This is a genomic window from Flavobacterium sp. WC2421, from assembly GCF_040822115.1.
Lineage (GTDB): Bacteria > Bacteroidota > Bacteroidia > Flavobacteriales > Flavobacteriaceae > Flavobacterium.
On the sequence record NZ_CP162004.1, the window covers coordinates 2372491 to 2397896 of the forward strand.

The following is a 25406-nucleotide window of genomic DNA, read 5'->3' on the forward strand; positions in this document are numbered from 1 at the left end:
CTACATTCGAAAAATAATAGCACCTGAAGTTTTTTATATTGTTACTGTAGTATCAAGATAACAATGATTAAATTTAAGTAAATTTATATTTTATTGATTAGCCAAAATCAACACGAATCAAAATAAATAAGCATGAAAATTTTATTAATCGAAGATGAACCTGAATTGCAAAAAAGTATCAAACAATATTTTGAAGTAGAAGGGAATGTGGTTGAAATAGCTTCGGATTTTAGTAAGGCACAACAGAAAATTGCGATCTATGATTATGATTGTATTTTGGTTGATATTACGTTGCCAAATGGTTCTGGTTTGGATTTGATTACCGAAATTAAATTAAAAAAATCAAAAGCGGGAATCATTATTATTTCTGCAAAAAACTCACTGGATGATAAAATTTTTGGTTTGGATCTTGGTGCCGATGATTATTTACCAAAACCGTTTCATTTATCGGAACTTAATTCGAGAATAAAAGCGTTGATTAGACGAAAAAATTTTGATGGAAGTCTAGAAATTGTTGTCAATGAAATTAGAATCCTTCCAGCAGATCGAAGCGTTTATGTAAATAATGCAACTGTTACTTTAACCTCAAAAGAATATGATTTATTACTGTATTTCATCGCCAATAAAAACCGCGTAGTGAGTAAAAATGCCTTGGCCGAGCATTTGTGGGGAGACGATGCAGATCGATTGGATAACTATGATTTTATATACAACCATGTAAAAAACTTGCGCAAAAAATTATTAGAAAAAAAATGCGAAGATTATTTACAAACTGTCTACGGTCTAGGTTATAATTTTAAATTACAAGAATGAAACTAATTACAAAGACCAGTTTATATTACTTATTGTTAAGTATCCCGATCTTGATTCTGTCGGGTTTTATTTGTTTTCATATATTAACACATAAAGTACGGCATGCTAATGATGAGGTTTTGGTGAATCGCATCAAATTGATTGAGCAATATTTAGTAGAAAACGACACCGTTTCGTTGCAGTTTTTAGTCAAAACTAAGGAAGCGGAAATCAACAAAACATTAAAAAATAATTTTAGTAACGGGAATAAAACAATTTTTTCGGACACATTAATTCTAGATGAGGCGGAAAATGAAATGGACCCAAATAGGATGGTTTCGTCGATTGTAAGGGTTAAAAAAGCTAATTATCTAATAAAAATTTGGCGTAGTAGCATAGAAAATGAAGAGTTAATCAAAGGTATTTTGTTTTTACTTGTCTGGATTTTATTGGCATTATTTTTAATTTCAATGATTCTTAATTTTTGGATTTCAAAAAAAATGTGGAAACCGTTTTATACTTCGGTCTCCAACTTGGAGAAATTTAGAGCTAGTGATAACGAAATACCACCATTTGAGGATTCAACCATTAAAGAATTTACAGCTTTAAATAAATCGCTTGCTAGTATGATGAGTAAAATGATTGCGGATTATAATGCCCAAAAGAAATTTACAGAGAATGCATCTCATGAAATTCAAACTCCTTTGGCAGTCATAAAATCAAAGGTTGATTTACTTATTCAATCTGAAAATTTAGATCCAATTGATGTTGAATTAATTGTTGCAATTGATGATGCATGTTCTAAACTGAATCGCTTAAATAAGTCATTATTATTGCTTACAAAAATTGAAAATAGACAGTTTAAAACCATTGAAAAAGTGTCTGTCGAAAAAGTATTGGATTCGTCTTTATTGCTTTTTGAAGATTATATAAAAGAGAAGGAAATAACTATTGTAAAAAATATTGAAACTGAATTTTGGATTAATATGAACCCTGATTTAGGGTTAGTATTCATTAATAATTTAATTCAAAATGCGATCAGACATAATGTTGATGAGGGGAGTATACATATTAGGATCAAGTTTAATAAAATTATCATTGAAAATACTGGAGCAATAGAACCGCTAAATTTGGACCATCTATTTAAACGTTTTCAAAAAAATTCAACGTCTCATTTATCAATTGGACTTGGTTTAGCAATAGCAAATGAAATTGCTGAAGTCAGTGGATTAGTTTTAAAATATAAATTTATAAACAACAAACATCGCTTTATTTTGAAAGAAAGGGATTAAAAAACAATTACTATGCTTGTTTTAAAAATTCAAAAAATAATAATTTTTATGATATTTTTTATCTGTTGTAGTTCTTGTAATGTATTTCGTTCCTTGAGGTACGGCGGGATTCCCAGCCAATCAGATTACAAGCATTTCGCACAACGCGTTATTGCTAATGAAGCGCCTGTTTATTATTTTCATAAACCTATCAAAGACTCTCATTTAGGAACTAAAATAGGACTTGTCAATCGGGATTTTAACGGTACAAATGTTAGTTTAGATAGCTTTACTACATTACATAAAACGATCTCTTTTTTAATTATTCGTAACGATACAATTGTTTACGAAAGATACAACAAAGGATATACTTCAAATTCATTTGTTTCTTCCTTCTCTATGGTGAAACCATTTGTTTCTACTTTAATTGGAATTGCAATTGATGAAGGAAAAATAAAAAGTGAAAATGACCTCATTATTGATTATTTACCTGAATTTAAAAATAAAATTGGTTGGGATAAAATTACCATAAAAAATTTATTACAACACACCTCAGGTATTCGATTTACTGATAACAAACTAAATCCAGTATCTGATAATGCTGAATTTTATTGGGGAGATAATTTAAGAGAAAAGATGCTCAATTTAAAACTAGAATACCCACCCAACACAAAATTTAAATACAGTAGTGAAAACACAATGCTTTTAGGATATATTATTGAAAAAGTAAGTGGCGGAACCATTTCTAACTATTTAGAAGATAAAATATGGAAACCATTAGGAATGGAGGCACCGGCAACATGGAGTTTGGATCGAGATGATGATAAAGCAATCGAAAAAACATTTTGTTGTTTACAAGCTAGAGCAATTGATTTTGCAAAGTTTGGCAGACTTTATCTTAATGGAGGGAATTGGAATGGAAAGCAAATTGTGTCAAAAAGATGGGTAGAGTTGTCTACACATTCGGATCCATCAGGAAATAACAAACATTTTTATAATAATAATTGGGGAATAGGGCCTCTGAAATACGGGAGTTATTTTGCTGTAGGGTTGTTTGGGCAATATCTCTATATCTATCCTGAAAAAAAAATGATTATAGTGCGTTTTGGAGATGCCGAAACGTCGTATCATCCTAATTATTGGCAGGAAGTTTTTTTGCAAATAATTGACCAAATGAAATAAATAATTTCTTTGTTTATAAAACGCAATAATAGAAATAGCAGCATAGATTTAAAATAGATTTGTAATCTAAGTTTGTGTTAGAATTAATTTTTAAATCTAAAAAAAATGAAAAAATTAGTAATGTTATTGTCAATTGTATTGGTATCCAGTTTTGCATTTGCAGGTACACCACCTGAAGCAGTAAAAAAAGCTTTCGCTAAAAAATTCCCTACTGCTACCAAAGTGAGTTGGGGAAAAGAAGCGCCAAAGGAGTGGGAAGCAGACTTTATTTTTGAAGGAAATTCCATTTCGGCTAATTTTTTGCAAGATGGAACTTGGCTTGAGACTGAAAAAGAGATTAAAGCGATGAACTTACCAAAAGCCGTTTTAGCCACTGTAAAATCAAATTATTTGGATTGGAAAATAGCAGAGGCTGATCTAACCGAAACTGCTAAGAATGGAACCATATACGAAGTAGAGCTAAAAAAAGGGTTAAAGCGAAAAAGTTTAGCTTTCAAAGCAAATGGAACTTTAGTAAAAGAATAATTTTCGAACTAAATATTCAATTAATATATGATGTTAGAAAATTTTAAATTCCAGTTTACATATCCTGCGACTAAAATTATTAAAAATGGTTCTTGTTTTTTGATCCTACTATTTTTAAATACTGGAATAATGGCACAAGGGCTTAGTAGCCAAGACAGTATTAAGGGTGCCAAAAATGGTAATTTAAGTTTCAATTACAAGCAATTGATTATACCAACGGTACTTGTTGGATACGGTATAATTGGTATGGAAAATAAAAATTTAAAAGACTTGAACTTAGAAATCAAAGAGGAAGTCACCGAAAATATTGATAGAAAAATTAGTGTAGACGATTTCTCCCAATACGTTCCAGCATTAGCGGTTTACGGTCTGAATTTAGGAGGTATTAAAGGAAAAAATAATTTACGAGATCGAAGTATAATTTTTGCAACTTCTTATCTTATTATGGGAAGTACGGTTTATGCTTTGAAAAAAACAACCCATGTTTTAAGACCAGACGGAAGTAGTAATAATTCTTTTCCATCGGGACATACTGCTACTGCATTTGCTGGTGCCGAATTTTTATGGCAAGAGTACAAGGATGTTTCTATTTGGTACGGGATTTCAGGTTATATAGTAGCTACAGGAACAGGTTTTTTTAGAATCTATAATAATCGACATTGGTTTACTGATGTAACTATGGGGGCAGGAATAGGAATTTTAAGCACAAAAGTGGCCTATTGGATGTTTCCTTATATCAATAATAAGATTTTTAAATCGAATAAGAATAATTCTTCAGTAATGGTTGCTCCCTTTTATAACGGAAGACAAATGGGACTCGGAATGGTCTTAAATCTACATTAAGCACAACTTAGATTTTAATAAATTAAATATATAACACAATGAAAAAAATAGTTGCATTAGTAATTCTTGGTTTTTCAATTGCAAATTGTAATAGCCAAACTTTCAAAGTTTCTGAGAAAATAAAATTACCTGGGAATGATGGCTGGGATTATCTTGCCGTTGATGATGTGAATCAACATTTATTTATTTCACACGGAAGTGAGGTAAATGTAATAGATTTAAAATCAAATGCCTTAATTACTACAATTCCTGATACAAAAGGGGTTCATGGTATTGCTATTGCAAATGATTTAAACAAAGCATTCATTTCTAATGGGAAAGACAATTCAGTATCAATTGTCAATTTAACCACTTTTGAATTGATCGAAAAAGTAGCTATTTCAGGTAAAAATCCAGATGCCATTTTATATGATGCATTTTCCAAAAAAGTATTTACTTACAATGGGAAATCTAATAATGCTACAGTTTTAGACGCGATCACAAATAAAGAGATAAAATCGATAGCTTTGGGTGGAAAACCAGAATTTTCAGTAACGAATACCAAAGGGTTGATTTTTGTAAATATCGAAGATAAAAACGAAATTAAAACCATCGATGCCACTAAACTGGCTGTAAAAGCTACTTGGAGCATTGCACCAGGAGACGAACCTTCAGGATTAGCAATTGATTTAGAATCGAATCGATTATTTGCAGTGTGTGGTAATAAGTTAATGGTGGTTGTAAATGCTATAAATGGTAAGGTTGTTAAAACTTTACCTATTGGTGATGGTTGCGATGGTGTTACTTTTAATCCTAAAAATAAACTTATTTTTAGTTCTAATGGAGAAGGAACAATTACAGTTGTTAAGGAAAAAAGCCCTGCAGTTTTTGCAGTACTACAAACAGTAAAAACCCCAAAAGGAGCACGAACAATTACTTTGAATAAAACTACAAATCAATTGTATTTATCTACTGCAAATTTTGGAGAAAAACCAAAACCTACCGCCGAAATTCCTAATCCAAGACCAAGTATTATTCCTAACTCTTTTACTATTTTAGTAGTTGATGATAAAAAATAAATAAACTACTTATTTTTGAATAAATTTATCCAATGAGATCATTCCTTATCATTCTTATTTTTTTAATTACGGCTTCGTCCTTTTCACAGGAAAAGGACTTGGTTTTTTATATAGAAAAAGCCCAAACTAATTCCCCTTTACTAAAAGACATATCGAATCAAATTCAATCCAATACAATTGATAGTTTGCTTATTAGAGCTACTTACAAGCCGCTGGTTGCCGCAAATATAAATGGGTATATTGCTCCTAATTATAACGGTTTTGGTTATGATACTGCTTTGAGCAACGGTCAATCCATAACAGGATTGGTAGGAATTAATAAAAAAATAATTGGTAAAAGTATAATTAATTCGCAAGCAGAAACCTTCAAAATCATTAAAGAGGGTTTAGTTTTAAATAAAAAAATTGCGGTTAAAGATTTGCATAAAGCTATTATAGCGCAATACATCACGACTTACGGTAGTGCAGAGCAAATGGTTTACAACCAAAATATGGCTGCATTACTGAAAAATGAAGCCGTGATTTTGAAAAAACTCACCCAAAATTCCATTTATAGGCAAACGGATTATTTGATTTTTATTTCAACCTTAAAGCAGCAAGAATTACAGGTTTTGCAATTGAAACAACAATATCAAAATGATTTGGGGTTACTCAATTATTTATCAGGAGAAACGGATACTACTTTTGTCAATTTAAAAAAACCAACAATTGCTTTAAAAAGTATACAAAATGAAAAGACTACTGTTTTTGAAAAGCAATTCGAAACCGATAGCTTGAAAATTATCAATCAAAATAAATTAATAGATAACAGCTATAAACCTTCTCTTTCGTTACTTGGTGATGCGGGTTATATGTCTAGTTTTATCAGTCAAGGATATAAAAATTTCGGCTTTAGTGTTGGTTTAGGATTATCTATTCCTATTTACGATGGAAATCAGAAAACCTTGTTGCATCAAAAAAACAAAACTGCGTTGGCTACTAATTTAGCGTATAAAAACAATTTTAATAAACAATATCAGCAACAATTATTGATGTTAAATCAGCAATTAAAACAAACCTTTGAAATTCAAAATCAGTTGCAATCTCAACTTCAAATAAGTGATGCGCTTATCGATGCCAATAAAAAACTGTTACTTTCTGGAGATGCTCAAATTACTGATTTTATGATTGCTATAGGAAATGTTATCAATATCAATAATACGATTTCGCAAAACAAAATAAATACGCTTCAACTGATTAATGAAATCAATTATTGGAGTTCTAATGACTAATACTATGAATAAATTTATCTTTTTTTTGGTGCTAATTCCGGTCTGTTTTACCGCATGTAAGGACAATTCAGTAACCGAGAAACCTATTGATGCTAGTATTCCTGTAACGATTACTTCTATTGATACAACTGGTATTGAAAATTATATGGAATTGAATGCTACAGCAACTTATTTAGTTAAAAATAATATTAAAGCGAATGCTACTGGGTACTTGAGTTCCGTTAATGTAGCAATAAATGATTTTGTAAACAACGGTTCCACCTTGTTTTCGATTAAAACAAGAGAATCTAAAGTGCTGGGTAATACGATAAATAAAATTGACCCTAGTTTGAATTTTGGCGGAGCTATTCAAGTGCATTCTAACACGAGTGGAATAGTAACAATGGTAAATGTGCAACAAGGAGATTATGTGCAAGATGGTGATCCATTGGTAACAATAAATGACGCTAATAGTTTTGCATTGGTGTTAAGTTTGCCTTATGAATTAAAAAAATTCGTTACAGCTGGACAACATTTGAATGTTAGTTTGCCTGATGGGAGTGATAGAATTGCAACAGTTCAAAAGTTTTCACCTACAGTGGATGCCACTTCGCAAACCCAAAATGTAATTTTGAAAATAAATGGGAAACAAGATATTCCTGAAAATTTAATTGTAAAAGTTAGAATTAATAAAAGCTCAAATTCTAAAACTATTTCGTTACCCAAAGGGGCCGTATTAAGTGATGAAACCGAAACTGATTTTTGGATTATGAAAATGATAAATTCTAACACAGCTATTAAAATTCCAATAGAAAAGGGAATTCAGACAGATGATAGAATCCAAATTTTAGCACCACAATTAACGGCTAAAGATAAAATTTTAGTTACGGGTAATTATGGAGTGAGCGATACGATTAAGGTTAAAGTAATCGGAAAATAAAAAGGTTTACCACAGATTTAAAAGATTAAAAAATTTTTATAAATCTGTAAAAATCGGTCTAATCAGTGGCTAAAAAAATAAATAATGAACAACTTCTTCGTAAAACATAAAAATGGTTTAAGCGCCATAATCTTCCTAATTATTTTAGGAGGTTTTTTTGCCTATTCAGAGATGCAAACAGGCTTGTTTCCTGAAATAACTTTTCCCAAAATAAAAATCATTGCCGATGCAGGACAACAACCTGTTGATAAAATGATGATTACGGTTACCAAACCGTTAGAAAATGCCATTAAAAAAGTTCAAGATTTAAAAACCATTAGAAGTACAACCAGTCGCGGAAGTTGTGAAATATCCGCTTTTATGGATTGGAAAGCAGATATTGATTTGAGTAAAACGCGTATTGAAGAACAAATCAACCAAATCAAAAATAATCTACCTCCTGATACTCAAATCACGGTAGAAAAAATGAATCCGTCCATTCTTCCTGTAATTGGGTATGCTATCGAAGGCAAAGGAATGTCGGCAATTGAGTTAAAAAAAATAGCCAATTTTACTATAAAACCATTTCTTTCTCAAATAGATGGTGTATCGGAAATTAGAATTATTGGCGGTAAAGAAAAAGAATATTGGTTGTCCTTAGATTTTAATAAAATGACTGCACTAGGTATTACACCAGATGCCATTTCCCAGGTTTTAAGTCAGACCAATTTTATAAAATCAAATGGTTATTTGTCTGATTATCGCTATTTGTATTTAACCATTACGGATGCCCAAGTTGACAAAAAAGAAGAGTTGGAAAATTTGATTATCAGTAATAATGGGAAAGGAATTGTTACACTAAAAGACATTGCTGCTGTTGAAATTAAAGAAGCTAAAGAATACATAAAAGTAAATGCTAATGGGAAAGAAAGTATTTTGGTTGCTGTCATTAAGCAGCCCAATTCTAATTTAATTTCTCTTTCGGATGCCATGAGTCAAAAGCTGCAGGATTTAAAAACAATCCTTCCCAAAGGCATCACGATTAAACCATTTTATGAGCAAGCCCGTTTTGTAAATGATGCGGTAAAAAGTGTTACAGACAGTTTATTAATTGGATTATTATTGGCCATAATTGTCGCAGTTTTGTTTTTGAAATCTGCCAAAGCCAGTGCTACTATATTAATTATTATTCCTGTAACACTGGGATTAACATTGGTTGTTTTATACCTCACAGGGCAAACGTTCAATATTATGACTTTGGGGGCAATAGCGGCTGCTTTAGGGCTAATTATTGATGATGCCATCGTTGTGGTAGAACAAATTCACCGTACACATGAAGAACATCCTGACGAGCCTACGGTTTCGCTTTTGCAAAAAGCAATTCATTATTTATTTCCAGCCATGTTGGGATCATCCATCAGTACAATTGTAATTTTTATTCCTTTTGTTTTAATGAGCGGAGTTGCAGGTTCCTATTTCAAAGTACTTACGGATACGATGATTATCACTTTGGTTTGTTCCTTTTTTGTTACTTGGTTGTTGCTTCCGGTTGTCTATTTATTGCTTTCCAAGAAAGACAGAGGGATAGCTGAAACAGAAAAAGTCTCTGAAATTCATGAAGTGAAAACTCAAAATTGGGTGTCTTATTTTATTGGAAAACCTATTATAAGTATTACTTTTTGCCTTGTTTTAATACTTTCAATAGTTATTATTCTACCTAATTTAGAAACTGGTTTTTTACCCGAAATGGATGAAGGAAGTATTATTTTAGATTATGAAAGTCCGCCAGGAACTTCACTTGAAGAAACGGATAGAATGCTGAACGAAGTAGAGAAAATTATTATAAAAGTTCCAGAAGTTGAAGCCTACAGTCGCAGGACAGGTACCCAAATGGGATTTTTTATTACGGAACCAAATCGAGGGGATTATTTAATCCAATTGAAGAAAGACAGAAATAAAACCAGTAATGATGTAATTGATGAAATTCGTGCCAAAGTAGAGGCTACGCAGCCTGCTTTGCGTATCGATTTTGGGCAAGTAATTGGAGATATGTTGGGGGATTTAATGAGTTCCGTTTCACCAATTGAAGTCAAAGTCTATGGAAATGATCAGGCACAATTACAAAAAACGGCAAAACAGGTTGCTGCTATTGTTGAAAAAGTAAAAGGAACCGCCGATGTTTTTGATGGTATTGTTTTGGCTGGACCAGTAATTAATATTCATCCTAATTACATTCAATTGGCACAATACGGAATCACTCCATCGGACTTACAGTTTCAAATGCAAACCGCTTTAGAAGGAAATGTAGTAGGAAGCTTGTTAGAAAATGAAAAACAAACTCCCATAAGATTAATTTATGCCAATGGGAAAAAAAGAAGTTTGGAAGACATTAAACAACTAAAAATATTTTTACCTAATGGACAAGCTATTCCGATTACCAGTTTAGTAACGATTTCAATCGAAAAAGGAGTAGCTGAAATCGAGCGCGAAAATCTACAAATGATGAGTGTAGTAACTGGACGATTAGATAATCGAGATTTAGGAAGTGTGATGAAGGAAATTCAAACTAAAGTCACCTCTCAAATTAAATTGCCAAGCGGTTATTATATTGAATATGCGGGAGCTTATAAAGACCAGCAACAATCGTTCAAAGAGTTATTGATGATTTTAATCGCTTCTTCTTTATTGGTTTTTGGTGTTATTCTATTCCTTTTTAGAGATTTTAGAGTAGCGTTTGTCATTTTATTAATCTCTGTTTTAGGAATTGCAGGAAGTTATCTTTTGCTTTTTATTACAGCCACTCCACTTAATGTAGGGAGTTACACTGGAATTATAATGATTGTGGGTATTATTGCCGAAAATGCCATTTTTACTTTTCTACAATTTAGAGAAACCTTTAAGTTAACAAGAAACGTCAATGAATCCATTGTATATTCGATTTCTACTCGATTACGACCAAAACTAATGACGGCGTTAGGAGCTATTATTGCGCTTTTACCTTTAGCGATTGGAATAGGTACGGGATCTGAGTTGCATCAGCCATTAGCTATTGCAGTGATTGGAGGATTCCTGATTGCGATGCCTTTATTACTGATTGTGTTACCAAGTTTGCTAGCGCGAGTCTATAAAAACGAAAAAGAATTTAAACATTTTCAATAGTTTTTGTAAAATGATTATGGTGTAAATGAAATGAAATTACAAGCCGAAACAACCCGTTTCGGCTTTTTATATTTGGATAATTAGCAATTTAGAATGTCTTTTGAAACAGAATAAAATAAAAAAATCTTAACTTTAGAAAAGAATAAATTTTAATCCAAAGTGATATAATAAATACCTCCTCAAATAAAAATGGTACCCATGCTACAAAACATACTTATCGAAAGAAAAATTTATGCCACAGAAGAACATAAAATGATGCAATCCATGATCCAAGAATTCATTGCAAATGAAATTATGGGACAGTTAGATCATTGGGAAAAACAAGGAATGGTTTCTCGTGAAATTTGGAAAAGAGCAGGAGAGTTAGGGCTACTATGTTTAGATATTCCAGAAATATATGGAGGTGGAGGATTGGATTTTACTTTTAATGCGCTACTTATTGAGGAGTTTGCTAAAAAAGGAATTACAGGTCCAGGATTTTCACTTCATTCAGATATTGTAGCGCCTTATTTGCTGCATTATGGAACCGAATTACAAAAACAAAAGTATTTACCTCTAATGGCAAAAGGGGAGCTTATTACCGCTATAGGTATGACCGAACCCAATTGTGGGAGTGATTTAAAAGCATTGGGAACTACTGCAGAAGACAAAGGCGATCATTATTTAGTAAATGGTCAAAAAACGTTTATAACCAATGGTTTTATGTGTGATATGGCTATAGTTGCTGTAAAAACAAATGCTAAAACTGAGGATGAAGGGGTAACTTTACTCATTTTAGAGTCGGAAATGGAGGGTTTTAATAAAGGAAATCCACTCAGAAAAATAGGGATGAAATCGCAGGATACAGCCGAGTTGTTTTTTGACAATGTGAAAGTTCCAAAAGAAAACCGACTTGGGGACGAAAAAATGGGCTTTAAAATTATGATGAAAGAATTAGCACGCGAGCGACTAACTGTGGGAATTATGGCGGTTGCCACCGCTGAGGGTGCTATTGAAGACACGATTAAATATACTACTGAACGCACTGCTTTTGGATCTCCAATTGCTGGGTTTCAAAATACCCAGTTTAAAATTGCCGAATGCGCTACTCAAATGCAAATACATCAGGCCTTTTTAGATCGTTGTATTGAGTTAATGAGTACACATAAATTATCGAGTGAGAGTGCTTCCATGATCAAATATTCGGCCACGGATATGTGTGGTAAATTAGTGGACGAATGTTTGCAATTGTTTGGAGGATACGGATACATGTGGGACTACCCAATTGCACGAATGTATGCTGACAATAGAGTTACCCGAATTTATGCTGGCACGAATGAAATCATGAAAATATTAATTGCCCGTGCCTTATTTAAAGATGTATTAAAATAAAGAAGTCTGTATAAATTCTTGTTTTGTATTCCCGTTAAACGGAAAATGGGCTATGATTTTAAATTGTTTTACTGCAGCATCAAAGCGTCTTAAAACGACATCTTCACAACGGTATTCTAATTCAATATTTGGAAACATACGGAAAGCCATTTCTAAATTTTCAGCAGATAGTTTTCGGGCTATAGATAAGTGAGGATCCGTGCTTTTATGTACAATTGGGAAACGGATTTCTTTATGAAAACGTTTCATAATAGGAATTAGTTCTTCTTTCGAATTTGGATTTGGTGCAATAAAAAAAGCGCCATTTGGATAACTACCAAAATGATCTAAAACTACTTTTAGGGGTTGGATGGAATCGCCTATTTTGGCGAGTTGTTTTTTGATATTTTCTAATTGTATGTCAGTTGCGGTAAATTCACCAATGGTAATATGCGCCAATGAGTTTTTACTGTTAAACCAGCCTATTTTTTCTGACAGAGTTTCCTTCATCATTTTAATTTTAGAAATAATATCTTCTGATGGGTGTAAAACAATGGAGTAGGTATTGGGCATTTTTTAATTTTGATAAAAATTAGTACAGAATTTAAATGGATAAAATTCAGTTTTTTAATAGTACAATCTAAAGTCAAGTAACTTACAAAGTGCATAATGTTTTTGATGCAATTCTTCTACTATTTCAACTACGTCATCGATTTCTTGACACAAGCTAAAGAAGGCTTTATCGATAGCAATACTAGGTAGTTTATACGACACTTCTCCATAGCCAGACACCGCACTTGCTCCAGTAATATCTAGAAAATATTGCGCTTCTTCGGCGCTTAAGTCTAAAACTTTTGCATTAGAAAAATGAATAATTTTGCCTTTCATTTTCCCTTCAAATAGTTCGGCTATTTCTTCAAAACTATAATAGTAATCATTGAGACAGATATTATTTCGTTCTCCAGGCATCACTAAATAGATAATCTCATAATCCTTAAAATTATGATCGTGATAAAGTAAAGCACTTAAACTTTCTTCTAATCCTTCAATCGTATCGCAGGTTTTATATATGCTAGAAATCCCTTCTTCAAGGGCCAATTGTTCTAAGTTTTTAACTACTTCAGTAGCAGTTGTAATTTCTACATCTCGAACTCCTTCGAGGCAGAAAATAAATTTATCCTGATCCATTGTTGTTTTTTAAGGAGGTAGTTTATCTAAAAGCAAAGATATGTTTTTATGGAGAAAAAAGAGACTAGAAGTGTGGCTTTAGGAGCCTTAATTTTTACTTGTTTTATTAAATAAAAATATCTTTTTTGATACAATTTTAAAAATAATAATCCCAAACACAATAAAAAAATAGTGTTTGGGATTATTAATAAAAATAGGATCGATATTATGCTTTCAAAGAAGCCATATCAATCACAAAACGATATTTTATATCACTTTTTAACATTCTTTCATACGCTTTGTTGATATCTTGCATTTTGATAATTTCAATTTCAGATACAATGTTGTGTTCTCCACAAAAATCTAACATTTCTTGTGTTTCGGCAATTCCACCAATTAAAGAACCCGCGATTGATTTTCTTCCCATGATCATTGGAACCGTATTTAAAAAAGGATCTAATGGTCCTAAATAACCAACTAAAACTATAGTTCCACTATAATTCAAAGTAGCAACATAAGGATTAATATCATGAATGTTAGGGACAGTATCAATAATTAAATCAAATTCGCCGGTTACAGCATTCATTTGGTCTTCATCGGTTGAGATGACAACATTATGGGCTCCTAAATCTTTTGCATCTTGTATTTTATCTAGAGTTCTTGAAAACAAGGTTACTTCTGCTCCTAAACCTTTAGCTAATTTTACAGCCATGTGTCCAAGTCCACCTAAACCTACAACGGCAACTTTACTTCCTTTACCTACTTTCCAATGTTTTAATGGTGACCAAGTGGTAATTCCGGCACAAAGTAATGGCGCAACGGCAGCCAAGTCTAGGTTAGCTGGTACTTTTAATACAAAGTGTTCATCTACAACCACTTTTTCAGAATAACCACCAAAAGTATGACCTCCCAAATGTTTGTCAGGACCGTTGTAAGTTCCAACCCAGCCATTAGAACAATATTGCTCTAAATCATTTTTACAACTATCACAAGTGCTGCAAGAACCTACAAGGCAACCAACACCTGCTAAATCGCCTACTTTTAATTTAGTCACTTCACTACCTACTTTGGTAATTCTTCCTACTATTTCGTGACCAGGTACTGCGGGATATAGTGTTCCTCCCCAGTCGTTTCGAGCGGTATGCAAATCGGAGTGGCAAACCCCACAATATAATATTTCTATTTCTATATCTTTTTCAGAAACTGCTCTTCGGTTAATGTTTAATTCTTTTAAGTCCGCATCTTTATCTGCAGCACCATAAGCTTTAACTTGAGTTGTGTTCATATCTTGTGTTTTAATTATTATTTATAGGTAAAATTTCATTCAAACAATTAATGGCATTTAATGTACGTGGATAGCCCACATAGGGCAATAATTGTGTCATTAGATTAATAAGGATATTCCTGTCATTCCCAACATTAATATTCCCAGTAATATGCCCCTTTATTTGGTTTTCACTGCCTCCTAATGCAATAAGAAAAGAAAGTGTTATCATTTCTCGAGTTTTAATATCCAAACCATCTCTAGTGATATAATCGCCAAAACAATTGGCAGATAAATAGTGTTGAATGTGTAATAAATCTTTGGGCGAGTTTTTATACATCTTATCTATTTGGTCGCCGAAAATTTCCTTTTGTTTGGCCAATCCTTTTTCCAGTCTATTTTCTGGAGTAGTGGTAGATTGACTTTCTAAAGGTAAAGAAATATTCCGTTCGATAAAAATTTCATTGGTAGCATTTATAAAATCAATCACCTTAGAAATACCTACATAGGGAACAGATTGATATAGAACTTCTTTTATTTCAATTGGAGATATACCAACATTCAAGGCTGCATTTAGATGCAAACGGTACTCAGTCAAGGCATGGCTACCTATTGTAGAAGCCATAATCATCAGTACTCTTGTTTTGACATCGATCGTATCGTGGTTAATGACTTCGTCAAAAGCAAAATTGTCAAATATCTCAATCAAATCTGGATCCGTTTCTTTTACCTTCGAAATATGATTAGGCCATAATTCTTCATGATTCATTATAGCGGCTGGTGTTAATTTGTTTTCTACTTCATAAACAGGGGCTTTAAAAGTATTATACTCTTCATTACTTACGGCTTGTAGCCAGTCTGTTGTATCTTTATCAAATTCTGGAACTAGTGCAATATGACGCATCGCACTGTTATGAGAAGCTCCGTGCCAATGTGTTATATTTTTTGGAATTTTGACAACATCTCCTTTTTGGATTAGTTGAATGGGTTTGCCGAGCTCTTGATAGTATCCAATACCTTCAATAACAAACAATATTTGGCCGCTGGTATGGCTGTGCCAATTGGTTCTTGCTTTCTTTTCAAAAGATATTGTTCCCATATTAATGTTATATCCTTCATCGGGTATTACATTCATATTGACCCAAACGGTTCCAGTGAAATAGTCCTTTGGAGCAGCTACTCCTTTATCTATAAATGTTGTCATTTTATTTATTTGTTTTCTGTTTAGGGATGATTACAACAATAGTTTAATCTAATGTAAAAAGAAAATTATTCTGGTTTAGGAGCCAATTCACCATACCAATAGGCAGAAGTTACACCACCATCCATTAAGAAATCACTTCCTGTGATAAAAGCACCGTCTCTCCCCATCAATAAAGCGCCTACTACGCCCACTTCATCTGGTGTACCGGCTCTTCCGGCAGGCGAAATTGCTAGCATTTTTCGATAGCCCTCTCCGCGAGGTCCATTCAATTCGTCGTTTGCAAGTGGTGTAATAATTATTCCCGGACTGATTGTATTGATCCGGGCTCCTCGTTTTCCCCAACGTACGGCTTCGGCCTTTACTCGTAATAAATTTCCTCTTTTGGATAATTGGTAAGCAAATAAGGAACTATCTACAGCATCTGATTGTAAAAATGGAAGCGATAGCAATTCCTCTGTTGGGGTGGTTGCCAATGCTTTATCTTGTTCAGGGGTTAATGATGGCAATCGATGTCCTGATTGGGAAGCAATTACTACTCCTGAACCTCCATCTTCAATTACATGACCAAATTCTTCCAAGATTAATGCTGTTCCATATAAATCTACTTTGAATATAGTGACAGGTGAGGCTTGCGATGGAGAAACTCCTGCAGCATGTATCAGTCCTGTAACGCCACCAATTGCTGTTGCAGTTTCAACAAGGTCTTGAACCGATTTTCTGGAGGATACATCAACAATTGTCGTGCTCACAACAAAGCCTGCTTCGCTTAGAACTTTAGCGGCTGTTTCATTATTTTCTTGATATAAGTCAGCTAGTAAAATATGATTTCCAGCACCTACACGTCTCGCAATGGCTTGACCAATAGAGCCTGCACCAATAACTACAATTACGTTAACTTTTTTCATTTTTAAAGATTTAACTCCACTCTCTTTAATTGAAATTGGCTTTACAAATATCATTTAATATGAGGATCAATTAAGCATATAAATTACTGCTGTTATAACCATTATTACTGTTATTGCTTTTTTTGAAGTGCATTTTTATACCGTCTGTGTTATATTTGTATAAAGAATCAATAGCTATGGACACCATTATAAAACTTGAAAACGTTAGTCAATATAATGCATTAAAGGATATAGAAACAAAACATCCATTGATTAGTGTTTTTGATAATAAAAATACTAAAAACTTACCCAATCATTGTAAAATGCATTTTGGTTTTTATGCTATTTTTTTAAAAGCTGGGAATTGTGGGGAATTGAGATATGGTAGAAACACCTATGATTATGATGATGGCACACTGATTTTTATTAGTCCAGGGCAAGTTCTTGAAATCAATAATGAAGAAAATTATCAACCTTCAGGTTTAACACTACTTTTTCATCCTGATTTGATAAAAGGAACTGCTCTTGGTAAGAAAATGAATCATTATTCCTTTTTTTCGTATGATTCGAATGAGGCTTTACATTTATCTTTGAAAGAACAACAAATCATTAAAGATTTATTTAGTAAACTGGAGTATGAATTAGATCAATCCATTGATAAACATAGTAAAAGTATTATTACCAATAATATCGAGTTGCTATTAAACTATTGCATTCGATTTTATGATAGGCAATTCATCACCAGAGAAAATATAAACACTGATATTTTATCAAAATTCGAAAACCTATTAAACGATTATTTCCAGTCAGAAACTACACAAGAATTAGGGTTGCCTTCTGTTGGGTATTTTGCAGATCGTTTGCATCTTTCTCCCAACTATTTTGGGGATTTAATTAAAAAAGAAACGGGAAAATCGGCGCAGGAACACATGCAACTAAAATTGATTGATGTGGCCAAGGAAAAGATTTTTGATACTGAAAAATCAATTAGTCAAATCGCTTTTGAACTCGGTTTTAAATACCCTCAGCATTTTAATCGTATGTTTAAAAAAAGTACTGGCTTTACGCCAAATGAATATAGAATGATGAATTAATGGTGTGCTCCTTACGTACTAATTTTTGTTAGTTTCATTTTATTGTTTGCCAATAACTATTTTACTTAAAATTATTTATTTGTAAGTTAGCACTGGCAATTACCACATTATTTATTAAATCTTACTATTATGAAAAATTCGGGTCTGTTTTGTTTGTTGTTGACTTGTATTGCACTCGGAAGCTGTAAAAACAATCAAAGCGAAAATGGTGGAGAAGGCAGTCAAGTAAAGGCTGAAAAACCTATAAGTGTAACCACTTATAGAGCAGTATATGAACAAGATACAATTGACTTGAAAGTGAATACTTTGAAAAGTGGAAAAATAACAGGCGATATGGAAATGAAAATTTTAATATGCCAAAAAAAACAGGAAAAATAGCGGGCGAATTCCGTGGAGATACTTTATTTGCTAGCTATACTTTTTATCAAGGTGGATATGAAAAAAAAACATACAAGAATCCTATGGCTTTTCTTAAAAATAAAGAAGAACTTATTTTAGGTAACGGAAAAATTGAAACTACGATGGGAGCTTCTTATTTTATTAAAGGAGAACCAATAGATTTTGAACGCGTAAAATACAAATTTGCTAAGTTGGAAGATGTCAAAATTTAACCATTAAATAGAGGGGGAGTTCCCTATTTTTAATTTGGACTCTGTTACAAACTATTTAAATATTCAATATAGGATTGAGAAAATCAAAGAAAATCATTCAGGTTTTATTTGATGATCTTTTTCCAAATTAAAATAATGCCTGATCCGTTTGGAACAGGCATTTTTATTAATGTCTCACTTTGAGAAATAATTACAATTTACTTAAATTAATAATCAAAACGTTTAAACGCTTCAATGGCTTCGTATTCAGCTAAACCTAAATCATCATAAAGTTTTGCAGTATTTTTGTTGCGATCTTCGGCTCGTACCCAAAATTCTCTTGAGTCGTTTCCTTGAAACATTACTCTGTCTTTTTGGGATTGATGGTATAAAATCGCATGTCTTTTTAATAAAACTTCATCAGGACTTAGTGGAACAGCCATATCTATTTCGTGGATATCCCATTCATGCCAAGCACCTCGGTACAACCATAACCAACAGTCATTCATAAATGGTTTTGTTTTTAGAACTGCCATAGCGGCAAATATTGCATTCAAACAAACTTCATGAGTACCATGCGGATCCGCTAAATCTCCAGCAGCAAAAACTTGATGTGGTTTAATTTTTTCGATGATGCCCATAACAATAGTAATATCTTCAGCACCCAATGGATTTTTCTTTACTCGGCCAGTTTCATAAAAAGGAAGGTCTAAAAAGTGTGTGTTTTCATCTTTTAAACCAATGTATCTAGTTGCTGCATAGGATTCACGACGTCTGATAAGCCCTTTTAACTTTCTAACTTCAATAGAATCAATTTCATTTTCAGTTTTGTTATTAATGAAATTAATTACCGCTGGAAAGTCAATATTACAATCGCTTCCTCCAATGAAATCATTGCAAACTTCTGCAAATTTCAATGCTTCGTCATCAGTAACCGCTATATTTCCAGATGTTTGATATACAACATGAACATCATGACCTTGTTTTATCAGTTTAGAAAAAGTTCCACCCATTGAAATTACATCATCATCTGGATGTGGACTAAAAAGGATGATTCTTTTTTTGGCAGGATTAGCTCTTTCGGGTCTGTGAGAATCATCAGTATTTGGTTTTCCCCCTGGCCACCCAGTTATTGTATGTTGCAATACATTGAACATATTTATATTCAAATCATAAGCAGAACCTTCTTGTGCCAAAAGATCCGACATTCCATTGTTGTTGTAATCTCTGTCAGTCAGTTTTAATATAGATTGTTTTGTTTCTTGGCAAAGCCAAACAATTGCTTTATTTCTTAATTCTGTTGTCCAAATGCATTCTCCAACTAACCAAGGCGTTTTAAAACGAGTTAATTCAGAGGCAGCTGGTTGGTCTAAAACGAAAGTCGCATTAACATGATTTTGCAAAAATGTAGCAGGAATTTCGGAACTAATATCTCCTTGAATAGTTCTCTTAATGATGGAGGCTTTGTTTTGACCCCAAGCCATTAATACAATTCTTTTGGATCTTAAAATTGTAGAAACTCCCATTGTAATCGCTCTTTTAGGAACGTTATCAATCCCATTAAAATCAGATGAAGCATCTATTCGTGTGATATGATCTAAAGTAATGATTCGAGTTCCTGAATTGATATGGGATCCTGGTTCATTGAAACCAACGTGTCCTGTACGACCAATTCCCAATAATTGAAAATCAAGCCCTCCGGCATTTTTAATTTTCATTTCATAATCAACACAATATTGATTCAACTCATCAATGGCTACCGTTCCGTCCGGAACATTTATATTCTCTGGTCTAATATCAACATGATTAAAAAGATGTTGATGCATGAAATAGTGGTAACTGTTGTTGTTTTCTTTTTTCATTGGATAATATTCATCCAAATTGAAAGTCACTACATTATTAAAGCTAAGTCCTTCTTCTTTATACATTCGAACCAATTCTTCATAGACTTTTATAGGAGAAGAACCAGTAGCTAGGCCAAGTACACAGGATTTATTTTCGGCTTGTTTGGATCTAATTAATGTTGCTATTTCTTGTGCAACAATTTTTGATGCTTCAACTGAATTTTTAAAAATCTCATTGTGGATTTTCTCGAATCTAGTTTCTTCAAATTTTCCAACACTTTTATAGCTGATGTCAGGTTTAATTTCTAAAATACTTTTCATTTTTTTTTATTTTGAGTTAGTTATGTAGTTACTTTTTTTATTAACATCTTTGATATTAAAGTGTTAAATCAGATTATAATTTAATGTTTCTATTATTGACAGATTATCATTAAATGTGACAAAACTTGCTGGAAATCCAGATTTGATTTTACCCACATGATCCTCCATATTAATAGCGCTTGCTACACGGCACGTAGCCATTTTGATAGCCTCGTCAGCAGATACATGAAGATGATTAAATGCATTTTGCACGGCTTCTTCCATCGAAATGCTTGCGCCGGCCAAATTACCTTCTTCATTTCCATAAAAACCATTGTCGAGATGGGCATCAAAACTATCCCATTTAAAATTGGCAACTTTTCGCCCTAAAAAGGCAGCATCGCTAATTAGAAAGAATTTATCCTTCTTTAATTTGTAAGCCACACTTGCTGCGGCATAATCACAATGGGCACCATCTAAAATAATCGGAGCATAGACAGCTTCGTTTTCAAAAGTTGCACCAACCAAGCCCGGTTCCCGATGACCAAACTGGGTCATGGCATTGTATAAATGAGTTACCAGCTTAATCCCTTTTGAAAAATAATATTGTGCCTCTTTATAAGTCATAGTCGAGTGACCAGCCGAGATAACAATACCACTTTCTAATAGCATATCCAATTGCTCATCAGTAAAACATTCCGGGGCAATTGTGTTGCAAAAAATCAACAATCAATTCGACAAGTTGTTCAGGTTGTTCCTGTTGCACCCAGTGACCTGCACGTTCAATGATGTGAAAGCTTTGCATTTTTGTACAAGCCTTGCGCTGCATCTGCTCCAATGCGCCTACAGGACGAAATCTTGCCCAATCGGCAATCCCTGAAATAAAGCAAGAAGGCACATCTATTGTGTGACCCGAAAAAAGTTCGAGGTCAGACCTGTTTAATCCGTTGGTAGTACAACGGTACCAGTTTAATCCTCCCTGGAAACCGGTACGTTTAAACTCCTGGGTATAGAAATCAAGGTCGTTATCCGAAAGCCATTTGGCGGCGGTTATTTCATCCTGTGAGGGCATGTAGGGAGCAACTGACTCAGGCATTGTTTTATCAAGATCCAGAACATAATAAGTCGGAAGTTTGGCGAATTCTTCCGCCGTGCCCGAGGTAAGTGCAAATGGTTTATTCGGACTCCAGTCGGCACTCTTTACATGAAAGTAAGCCCGCTGAAAATTGTGCAGACCCTGTTTGGAATTCAGCATGTCATTATTGGCACTTCTTGTTGAGAAATAAGTGGTACTGTCCTTACGGGGTCTTGCTAATAATTTAAGTGGATCTTGAGCTGGTGGCGCTGTTTGTAGATTCGTTGAAGCTTGAACGCCAACGCCAAAGGGTAAAGGTGGCACTCCACCGAATGGGCAACTTAGAATAACAACTGACCGAAAAAAATCTGGTCTAACAAGAGCGCAATAAGCCGCTACTGTCGCACCCACATCGTGTCCGACTACAGCGTAAACCGAATCATGCCCCATAGCCATCATCAAACCGAGAGCATCTCGGGAGAGTTCATGCGTCCTGAAAGAGGCGAAATTGCCATCATAATTGTCATCCCAACCTGTTGTGCGTCCATACCCCCGCAAATCGGGAGCGATTACATGGTAACCCGCAGCAGCCAGTGGAAGCATTACTTTCCTCCAACTGAAGGCAAGTTCTGGAAATCCGTGCAGCAGAAGTAAAGCAGGGCGTTTTGGTGTTTCAAAACCAGCTTCCAGTACATGCACTGTCAGTCCATTAACTCCGGTAACATATCGTTCGCGTATTCCTTCCGGCAGGTTCATGTCCTTTATTGAATCTTGTGTTTACAAAGGATCTGTTTTCACAGGATCTAATTTTTTTTCCGCTAATACCTCCAATGGGTTGATCAAAACTGCGCCCAAAGCTGTTAGCACAATGTTTTCTACAAAGTTTCTACGTTTCATATCTGATAGTTATTTAGTTGATATAATTAAAAGACTTTTTAGTCTTATTTTGATTGTAAAAAAATGGTTTTCCTGATTCTATCATTTAAACCATATCTCTCATTTATGCTTGCTTGATCTCAAAAGATTTTAACTCAGATTTAAGCACTTTTATGACTGTCTGCATCGGCTTAACGTTATCGGTTACTCTCGAAACCAAAGTTGCTCCTTCCAGCATTACTAGTACTTTTAAACAATACTCTTCCGGGTTCAGCTTATCTGATAATTCTCCAGTTTCTATACCTTTTTTTAAAATATCAATAAAAAGTGTCATAGAGCCTTCGATCATTGCCTTTACCTTTTTTTTGACTGTTGGATTTGTGTTATCCGAGTCTACACCGAAATTTAAAATAGGACATCCGCCTTCAATAAACGGAACCAAAGGATTTTTACGAAGATCTATGAATGCAAACAGCTTTTTAATCGCTGTTTTTTCTTTTGAAATTACGGAATATGTTTTAGTCGAGACTTTACTGAAAATAAAATCTACAGTAGCGATAGAAATCGCCTCTTTGTTTTCAAAATTTCCATATATTCCTCCTTTCGCCATCTTTGTGGCCGCCAGTATATCATCTATTGTCGTTCCGGCTATTCCTTTCGAATTGAATATTGGTGCAGATTGTTCAATGATAAACTGCTTAGTTCTTTCCGCTTTTCCTTTAACATTCATTTTATATTCATCTTAACGATTCAAAATTAGACTAAAAAGTCTTATTTATAAATGATGAATTTAAAAATTTAACAAAATTATAACATTTTAAGATTAGGGCTCTTATTTTCCTAAATAATTAATGTTTCTTTGATATGGAAAACAGTATTTTACAATCTGTGTAAAATGTAATGATATGTATACAAACGGAAATAATTTTCATCTTCGCTGTACCAAATGTGAAACGATTGAATACCTGCCAATACGGGTAGAGTTTATAATTCCTGAAAAATATGTGTCTCAACAAATGAACTTTATACTCGTTGGAATTTGTAAAGATTGTTCGTAGTTATCTTTTATTTAACTTGGTATATTGGCATTTCTACAGATGCAAACTTATCTCTCAAAACCTGCATATCCTCACTTACTTTTTTATCGAGAACCTTTGCATAATGTTGAGTGGTTCTCAAATTTTTGTGTCCAAGCATTTTGCTTACTGATTCAATAGGAACCCCATTTGTAAGCGTTACAGTCGTTGCAAAAGTGTGTCGGGCTATGTGAAAGGTTAATTCTTTTTCAATCTCACAAACGCCAGCTATTTCTTTTAGATAGGCATTCATTTTTTGGTTTGTCAAAATCGGCAGTAGTCTATCTTCATTATTGCTTTTTGGATGGTCTGCATATTTATCAATAATCATTTGGGTAACCAGAAGGATTGGTATTTTAGAAGCGGTTTCTGTTTTCTGTCTGTGAGTAAATATCCATTTCTCGCCATCAATTTCAATGCTTATATGCGATTTTGTCAAGTTTTTGACATCTATGTATGCCAAACCAGTAAAGCAGCTAAAAAGGAAGATATCGCGAACAAGAGATAATCTTTCTGTTTTGAAATCTTTATTGATAATGTTTTGAATTTCTTCTTCAGATAAATAAACTCGCTCGACTTCTTTGACTTTGGATTTATAGTTCGCAAATGGATTTTTGTCTAACCAGTCATTGGCCAGACAAAGTTTGATTATCTTACTGAAATTCTTGATGTATTTAACAGCTGTATTGTTGGCACAATTTCTAACACTTCGTAACCAAAATTCATAATCGGTTACAAAAGCGTGATCTATTTTGTTTATCTCGATATCGGAAACTTTGTATTTCCATTGCAAGAACTCGATGGTATGGCTCAACGAAGTTTTGTAACGTTCTAATGTTCCTGGTGCATATTCTTTGCCAACCAGTTCTTTAATTTTATTATTATGGTCTTGGAAGATTGGGATAAGCATTCGTTGGCGTTGTTCGGTTCCTAATAGTTTTTCTTTGAAATTTTCAATCGTTAAGTTTTCGTTACGGTGCATTAATTCCATTTGTGCATTAAAAACTTTCGTTTTCATCAAATCAAGGTAACTATTTATTGAACGTGCTTCTTCGGTTGTGCCTTTCATTTTCGACAGTTCGGATGACCATTTGGAGGTTTCGACAAACTTCTTGGTGCTGAACTCTAATCGTTTTCCGTCAACTGTCAAGCGTACATAAATTGGGAGTTGTCCTGCTGCATTGGCTTTTGTGCTTTTGGCATAAAAATGCAAAGTGATTTTTGTTTTCATAGTGGTAACCTTTTAATTAATATTCAATTTAGTTTCAAAATCCATATTAAACAAGATGTTCAAATAGTAAACTTGTTGATGAACAAGTGATTGAACTGGTTGTTTGAAATTCTTAAGGGATTTAGCGAGACCCTAATTTTTGAAAATTCTAGGGTCTCGATTTTATCTCTTTAGTAATAAGATTAAATGAATATTTTGAATAGTGCATAAAAGAAAAAACCCCGTAAATCATAAGATTTACGAGGTTTTGATTGCCTTTGTTTTTCAACTGGCGGAGAAAGAGGGATTGACTTATCCTTTCTATGTGGTTGATATATAGCGTTCTATATATGTTTTTATTTCAAGTGCCCCTATTAGTGCCCCTTCAAATTACTGCAGTTTTTCATCTAAGTTGATAGATCAAATTTACGAATAAAACTTCAAGAAATCATACTTAAATTACTAAAATTTGT

General features: G+C 33.4%; 23 protein-coding genes. 13 read left to right on the forward strand and 10 right to left on the reverse strand.

Going from position 1 to position 25406, the window contains the following annotated elements; all coding sequences use genetic code 11:
- The first annotated feature begins 132 nt into the window (after positions 1 to 132).
- The 10 genes from AB3G33_RS10270 to AB3G33_RS10315 all read left to right on the forward strand — a co-directional run bounded on the left by AB3G33_RS10270 (position 133) and on the right by AB3G33_RS10315 (position 12370).
- Positions 133 to 813 carry a response regulator transcription factor gene (locus AB3G33_RS10270; RefSeq protein WP_367752372.1) on the forward strand — a complete coding sequence of 227 codons (681 nt, stop codon included), beginning with the start codon at positions 133 to 135 and terminating at the stop codon, positions 811 to 813.
- Entirely contained in the window at positions 810 to 2084 is a 1275-nt protein-coding gene (locus tag AB3G33_RS10275; RefSeq protein WP_367768971.1) for a sensor histidine kinase, read from the forward strand. The genes AB3G33_RS10270 and AB3G33_RS10275 overlap by 4 nt, the downstream gene beginning before the upstream one ends.
- Before the next feature lie 48 nt (positions 2085 to 2132).
- Positions 2133 to 3245 carry a serine hydrolase domain-containing protein gene (locus AB3G33_RS10280; protein WP_367768974.1) on the forward strand — a complete coding sequence of 371 codons (1113 nt, stop codon included), beginning with the start codon at positions 2133 to 2135 and terminating at the stop codon, positions 3243 to 3245.
- 105 nt (positions 3246 to 3350) lie between these two features.
- A complete protein-coding gene (locus tag AB3G33_RS10285) occupies positions 3351 to 3770 on the forward strand; it encodes a PepSY-like domain-containing protein (protein WP_367768977.1) in 420 nt (139 codons plus the stop codon).
- A 129-nt stretch (positions 3771 to 3899) separates the two neighbouring features.
- A complete protein-coding gene (locus AB3G33_RS10290; protein ID WP_367774134.1) occupies positions 3900 to 4613 on the forward strand; it encodes a phosphatase PAP2 family protein in 714 nt (237 codons plus the stop codon).
- 38 nt (positions 4614 to 4651) lie between these two features.
- Positions 4652 to 5671 (forward strand): YncE family protein, encoded by a 1020-nt coding sequence (locus AB3G33_RS10295; protein ID WP_367768980.1) that lies wholly within the window; start codon positions 4652 to 4654, stop codon positions 5669 to 5671.
- A gap of 32 nt (positions 5672 to 5703) precedes the next feature.
- Complete coding sequence (locus tag AB3G33_RS10300) at positions 5704 to 6942, forward strand: TolC family protein (protein WP_367768982.1); 1239 nt, start codon at positions 5704 to 5706, stop codon at positions 6940 to 6942.
- Positions 6911 to 7861, forward strand: coding sequence for an efflux RND transporter periplasmic adaptor subunit (locus AB3G33_RS10305; protein ID WP_367768985.1), 951 nt, complete (start codon positions 6911 to 6913; stop codon positions 7859 to 7861). Before AB3G33_RS10300 ends, AB3G33_RS10305 begins: the two co-directional genes overlap by 32 nt.
- Before the next feature lie 84 nt (positions 7862 to 7945).
- Positions 7946 to 10999, forward strand: coding sequence for an efflux RND transporter permease subunit (locus AB3G33_RS10310; protein ID WP_367768988.1), 3054 nt, complete (start codon positions 7946 to 7948; stop codon positions 10997 to 10999).
- 198 nt (positions 11000 to 11197) lie between these two features.
- The gene (locus tag AB3G33_RS10315; RefSeq protein WP_367768991.1) at positions 11198 to 12370 is read left to right on the forward strand and encodes an acyl-CoA dehydrogenase family protein; all 1173 of its coding nucleotides are present in this window, start codon (positions 11198 to 11200) and stop codon (positions 12368 to 12370) included.
- Here AB3G33_RS10315 and AB3G33_RS10320 read toward each other — a convergent pair.
- The 5 genes from AB3G33_RS10320 to AB3G33_RS10340 all read right to left on the reverse strand — a co-directional run bounded on the left by AB3G33_RS10320 (position 12362) and on the right by AB3G33_RS10340 (position 16889).
- Entirely contained in the window at positions 12362 to 12922 is a 561-nt protein-coding gene (locus AB3G33_RS10320; RefSeq protein ID WP_367768994.1) for a 2'-5' RNA ligase family protein, read from the reverse strand. The genes AB3G33_RS10315 and AB3G33_RS10320 overlap by 9 nt on opposite strands.
- Before the next feature lie 54 nt (positions 12923 to 12976).
- Entirely contained in the window at positions 12977 to 13537 is a 561-nt protein-coding gene (locus tag AB3G33_RS10325) for a DUF6642 family protein (protein ID WP_367752390.1), read from the reverse strand.
- Between the two features lie 205 nt (positions 13538 to 13742).
- Complete coding sequence (locus AB3G33_RS10330; RefSeq protein WP_367768997.1) at positions 13743 to 14801, reverse strand: NAD(P)-dependent alcohol dehydrogenase; 1059 nt, start codon at positions 14799 to 14801, stop codon at positions 13743 to 13745.
- 10 nt (positions 14802 to 14811) lie between these two features.
- Positions 14812 to 15984: a carboxymuconolactone decarboxylase family protein gene (locus AB3G33_RS10335; RefSeq protein WP_367769000.1), complete on the reverse strand. Its 1173-nt coding sequence runs from the start codon at positions 15982 to 15984 to the stop codon at positions 14812 to 14814.
- Between the two features lie 65 nt (positions 15985 to 16049).
- Positions 16050 to 16889, reverse strand: coding sequence for an SDR family oxidoreductase (locus AB3G33_RS10340; RefSeq protein WP_367769003.1), 840 nt, complete (start codon positions 16887 to 16889; stop codon positions 16050 to 16052).
- A 176-nt stretch (positions 16890 to 17065) separates the two neighbouring features.
- On the opposite strand from AB3G33_RS10340, the gene AB3G33_RS10345 reads away from it, so the two are divergent.
- The 3 genes from AB3G33_RS10345 to AB3G33_RS10355 all read left to right on the forward strand — a co-directional run bounded on the left by AB3G33_RS10345 (position 17066) and on the right by AB3G33_RS10355 (position 18573).
- Complete coding sequence (locus AB3G33_RS10345; protein ID WP_367769006.1) at positions 17066 to 17962, forward strand: helix-turn-helix domain-containing protein; 897 nt, start codon at positions 17066 to 17068, stop codon at positions 17960 to 17962.
- Positions 17963 to 18091: 129 nt separating this feature from the next.
- The gene (locus AB3G33_RS10350) at positions 18092 to 18340 is read left to right on the forward strand and encodes a hypothetical protein (protein WP_367769009.1); all 249 of its coding nucleotides are present in this window, start codon (positions 18092 to 18094) and stop codon (positions 18338 to 18340) included.
- Positions 18316 to 18573: a hypothetical protein gene (locus AB3G33_RS10355; protein WP_367769012.1), complete on the forward strand. Its 258-nt coding sequence runs from the start codon at positions 18316 to 18318 to the stop codon at positions 18571 to 18573. The genes AB3G33_RS10350 and AB3G33_RS10355 overlap by 25 nt, the downstream gene beginning before the upstream one ends.
- Positions 18574 to 18779: 206 nt before the next feature.
- Here the strand turns inward: AB3G33_RS10355 and nagB are convergent, their stop codons facing one another.
- The 5 genes from nagB to AB3G33_RS10380 all read right to left on the reverse strand — a co-directional run bounded on the left by nagB (position 18780) and on the right by AB3G33_RS10380 (position 24954).
- The gene (gene nagB / locus AB3G33_RS10360) at positions 18780 to 20717 is read right to left on the reverse strand and encodes a glucosamine-6-phosphate deaminase (protein WP_367769015.1); all 1938 of its coding nucleotides are present in this window, start codon (positions 20715 to 20717) and stop codon (positions 18780 to 18782) included.
- Positions 20718 to 20780: 63 nt separating this feature from the next.
- Positions 20781 to 21368 carry an amidohydrolase family protein gene (locus tag AB3G33_RS10365; protein WP_367774136.1) on the reverse strand — a complete coding sequence of 196 codons (588 nt, stop codon included), beginning with the start codon at positions 21366 to 21368 and terminating at the stop codon, positions 20781 to 20783.
- A 13-nt stretch (positions 21369 to 21381) separates the two neighbouring features.
- The gene (locus AB3G33_RS10370) at positions 21382 to 22527 is read right to left on the reverse strand and encodes an alpha/beta fold hydrolase (RefSeq protein ID WP_367769016.1); all 1146 of its coding nucleotides are present in this window, start codon (positions 22525 to 22527) and stop codon (positions 21382 to 21384) included.
- Between the two features lie 244 nt (positions 22528 to 22771).
- Positions 22772 to 23377: a TetR/AcrR family transcriptional regulator gene (locus AB3G33_RS10375; protein ID WP_367769019.1), complete on the reverse strand. Its 606-nt coding sequence runs from the start codon at positions 23375 to 23377 to the stop codon at positions 22772 to 22774.
- 335 nt (positions 23378 to 23712) lie between these two features.
- Positions 23713 to 24954, reverse strand: coding sequence for a site-specific integrase (locus AB3G33_RS10380; RefSeq protein ID WP_367769022.1), 1242 nt, complete (start codon positions 24952 to 24954; stop codon positions 23713 to 23715).
- Positions 24955 to 25406 lie beyond the last annotated feature (452 nt).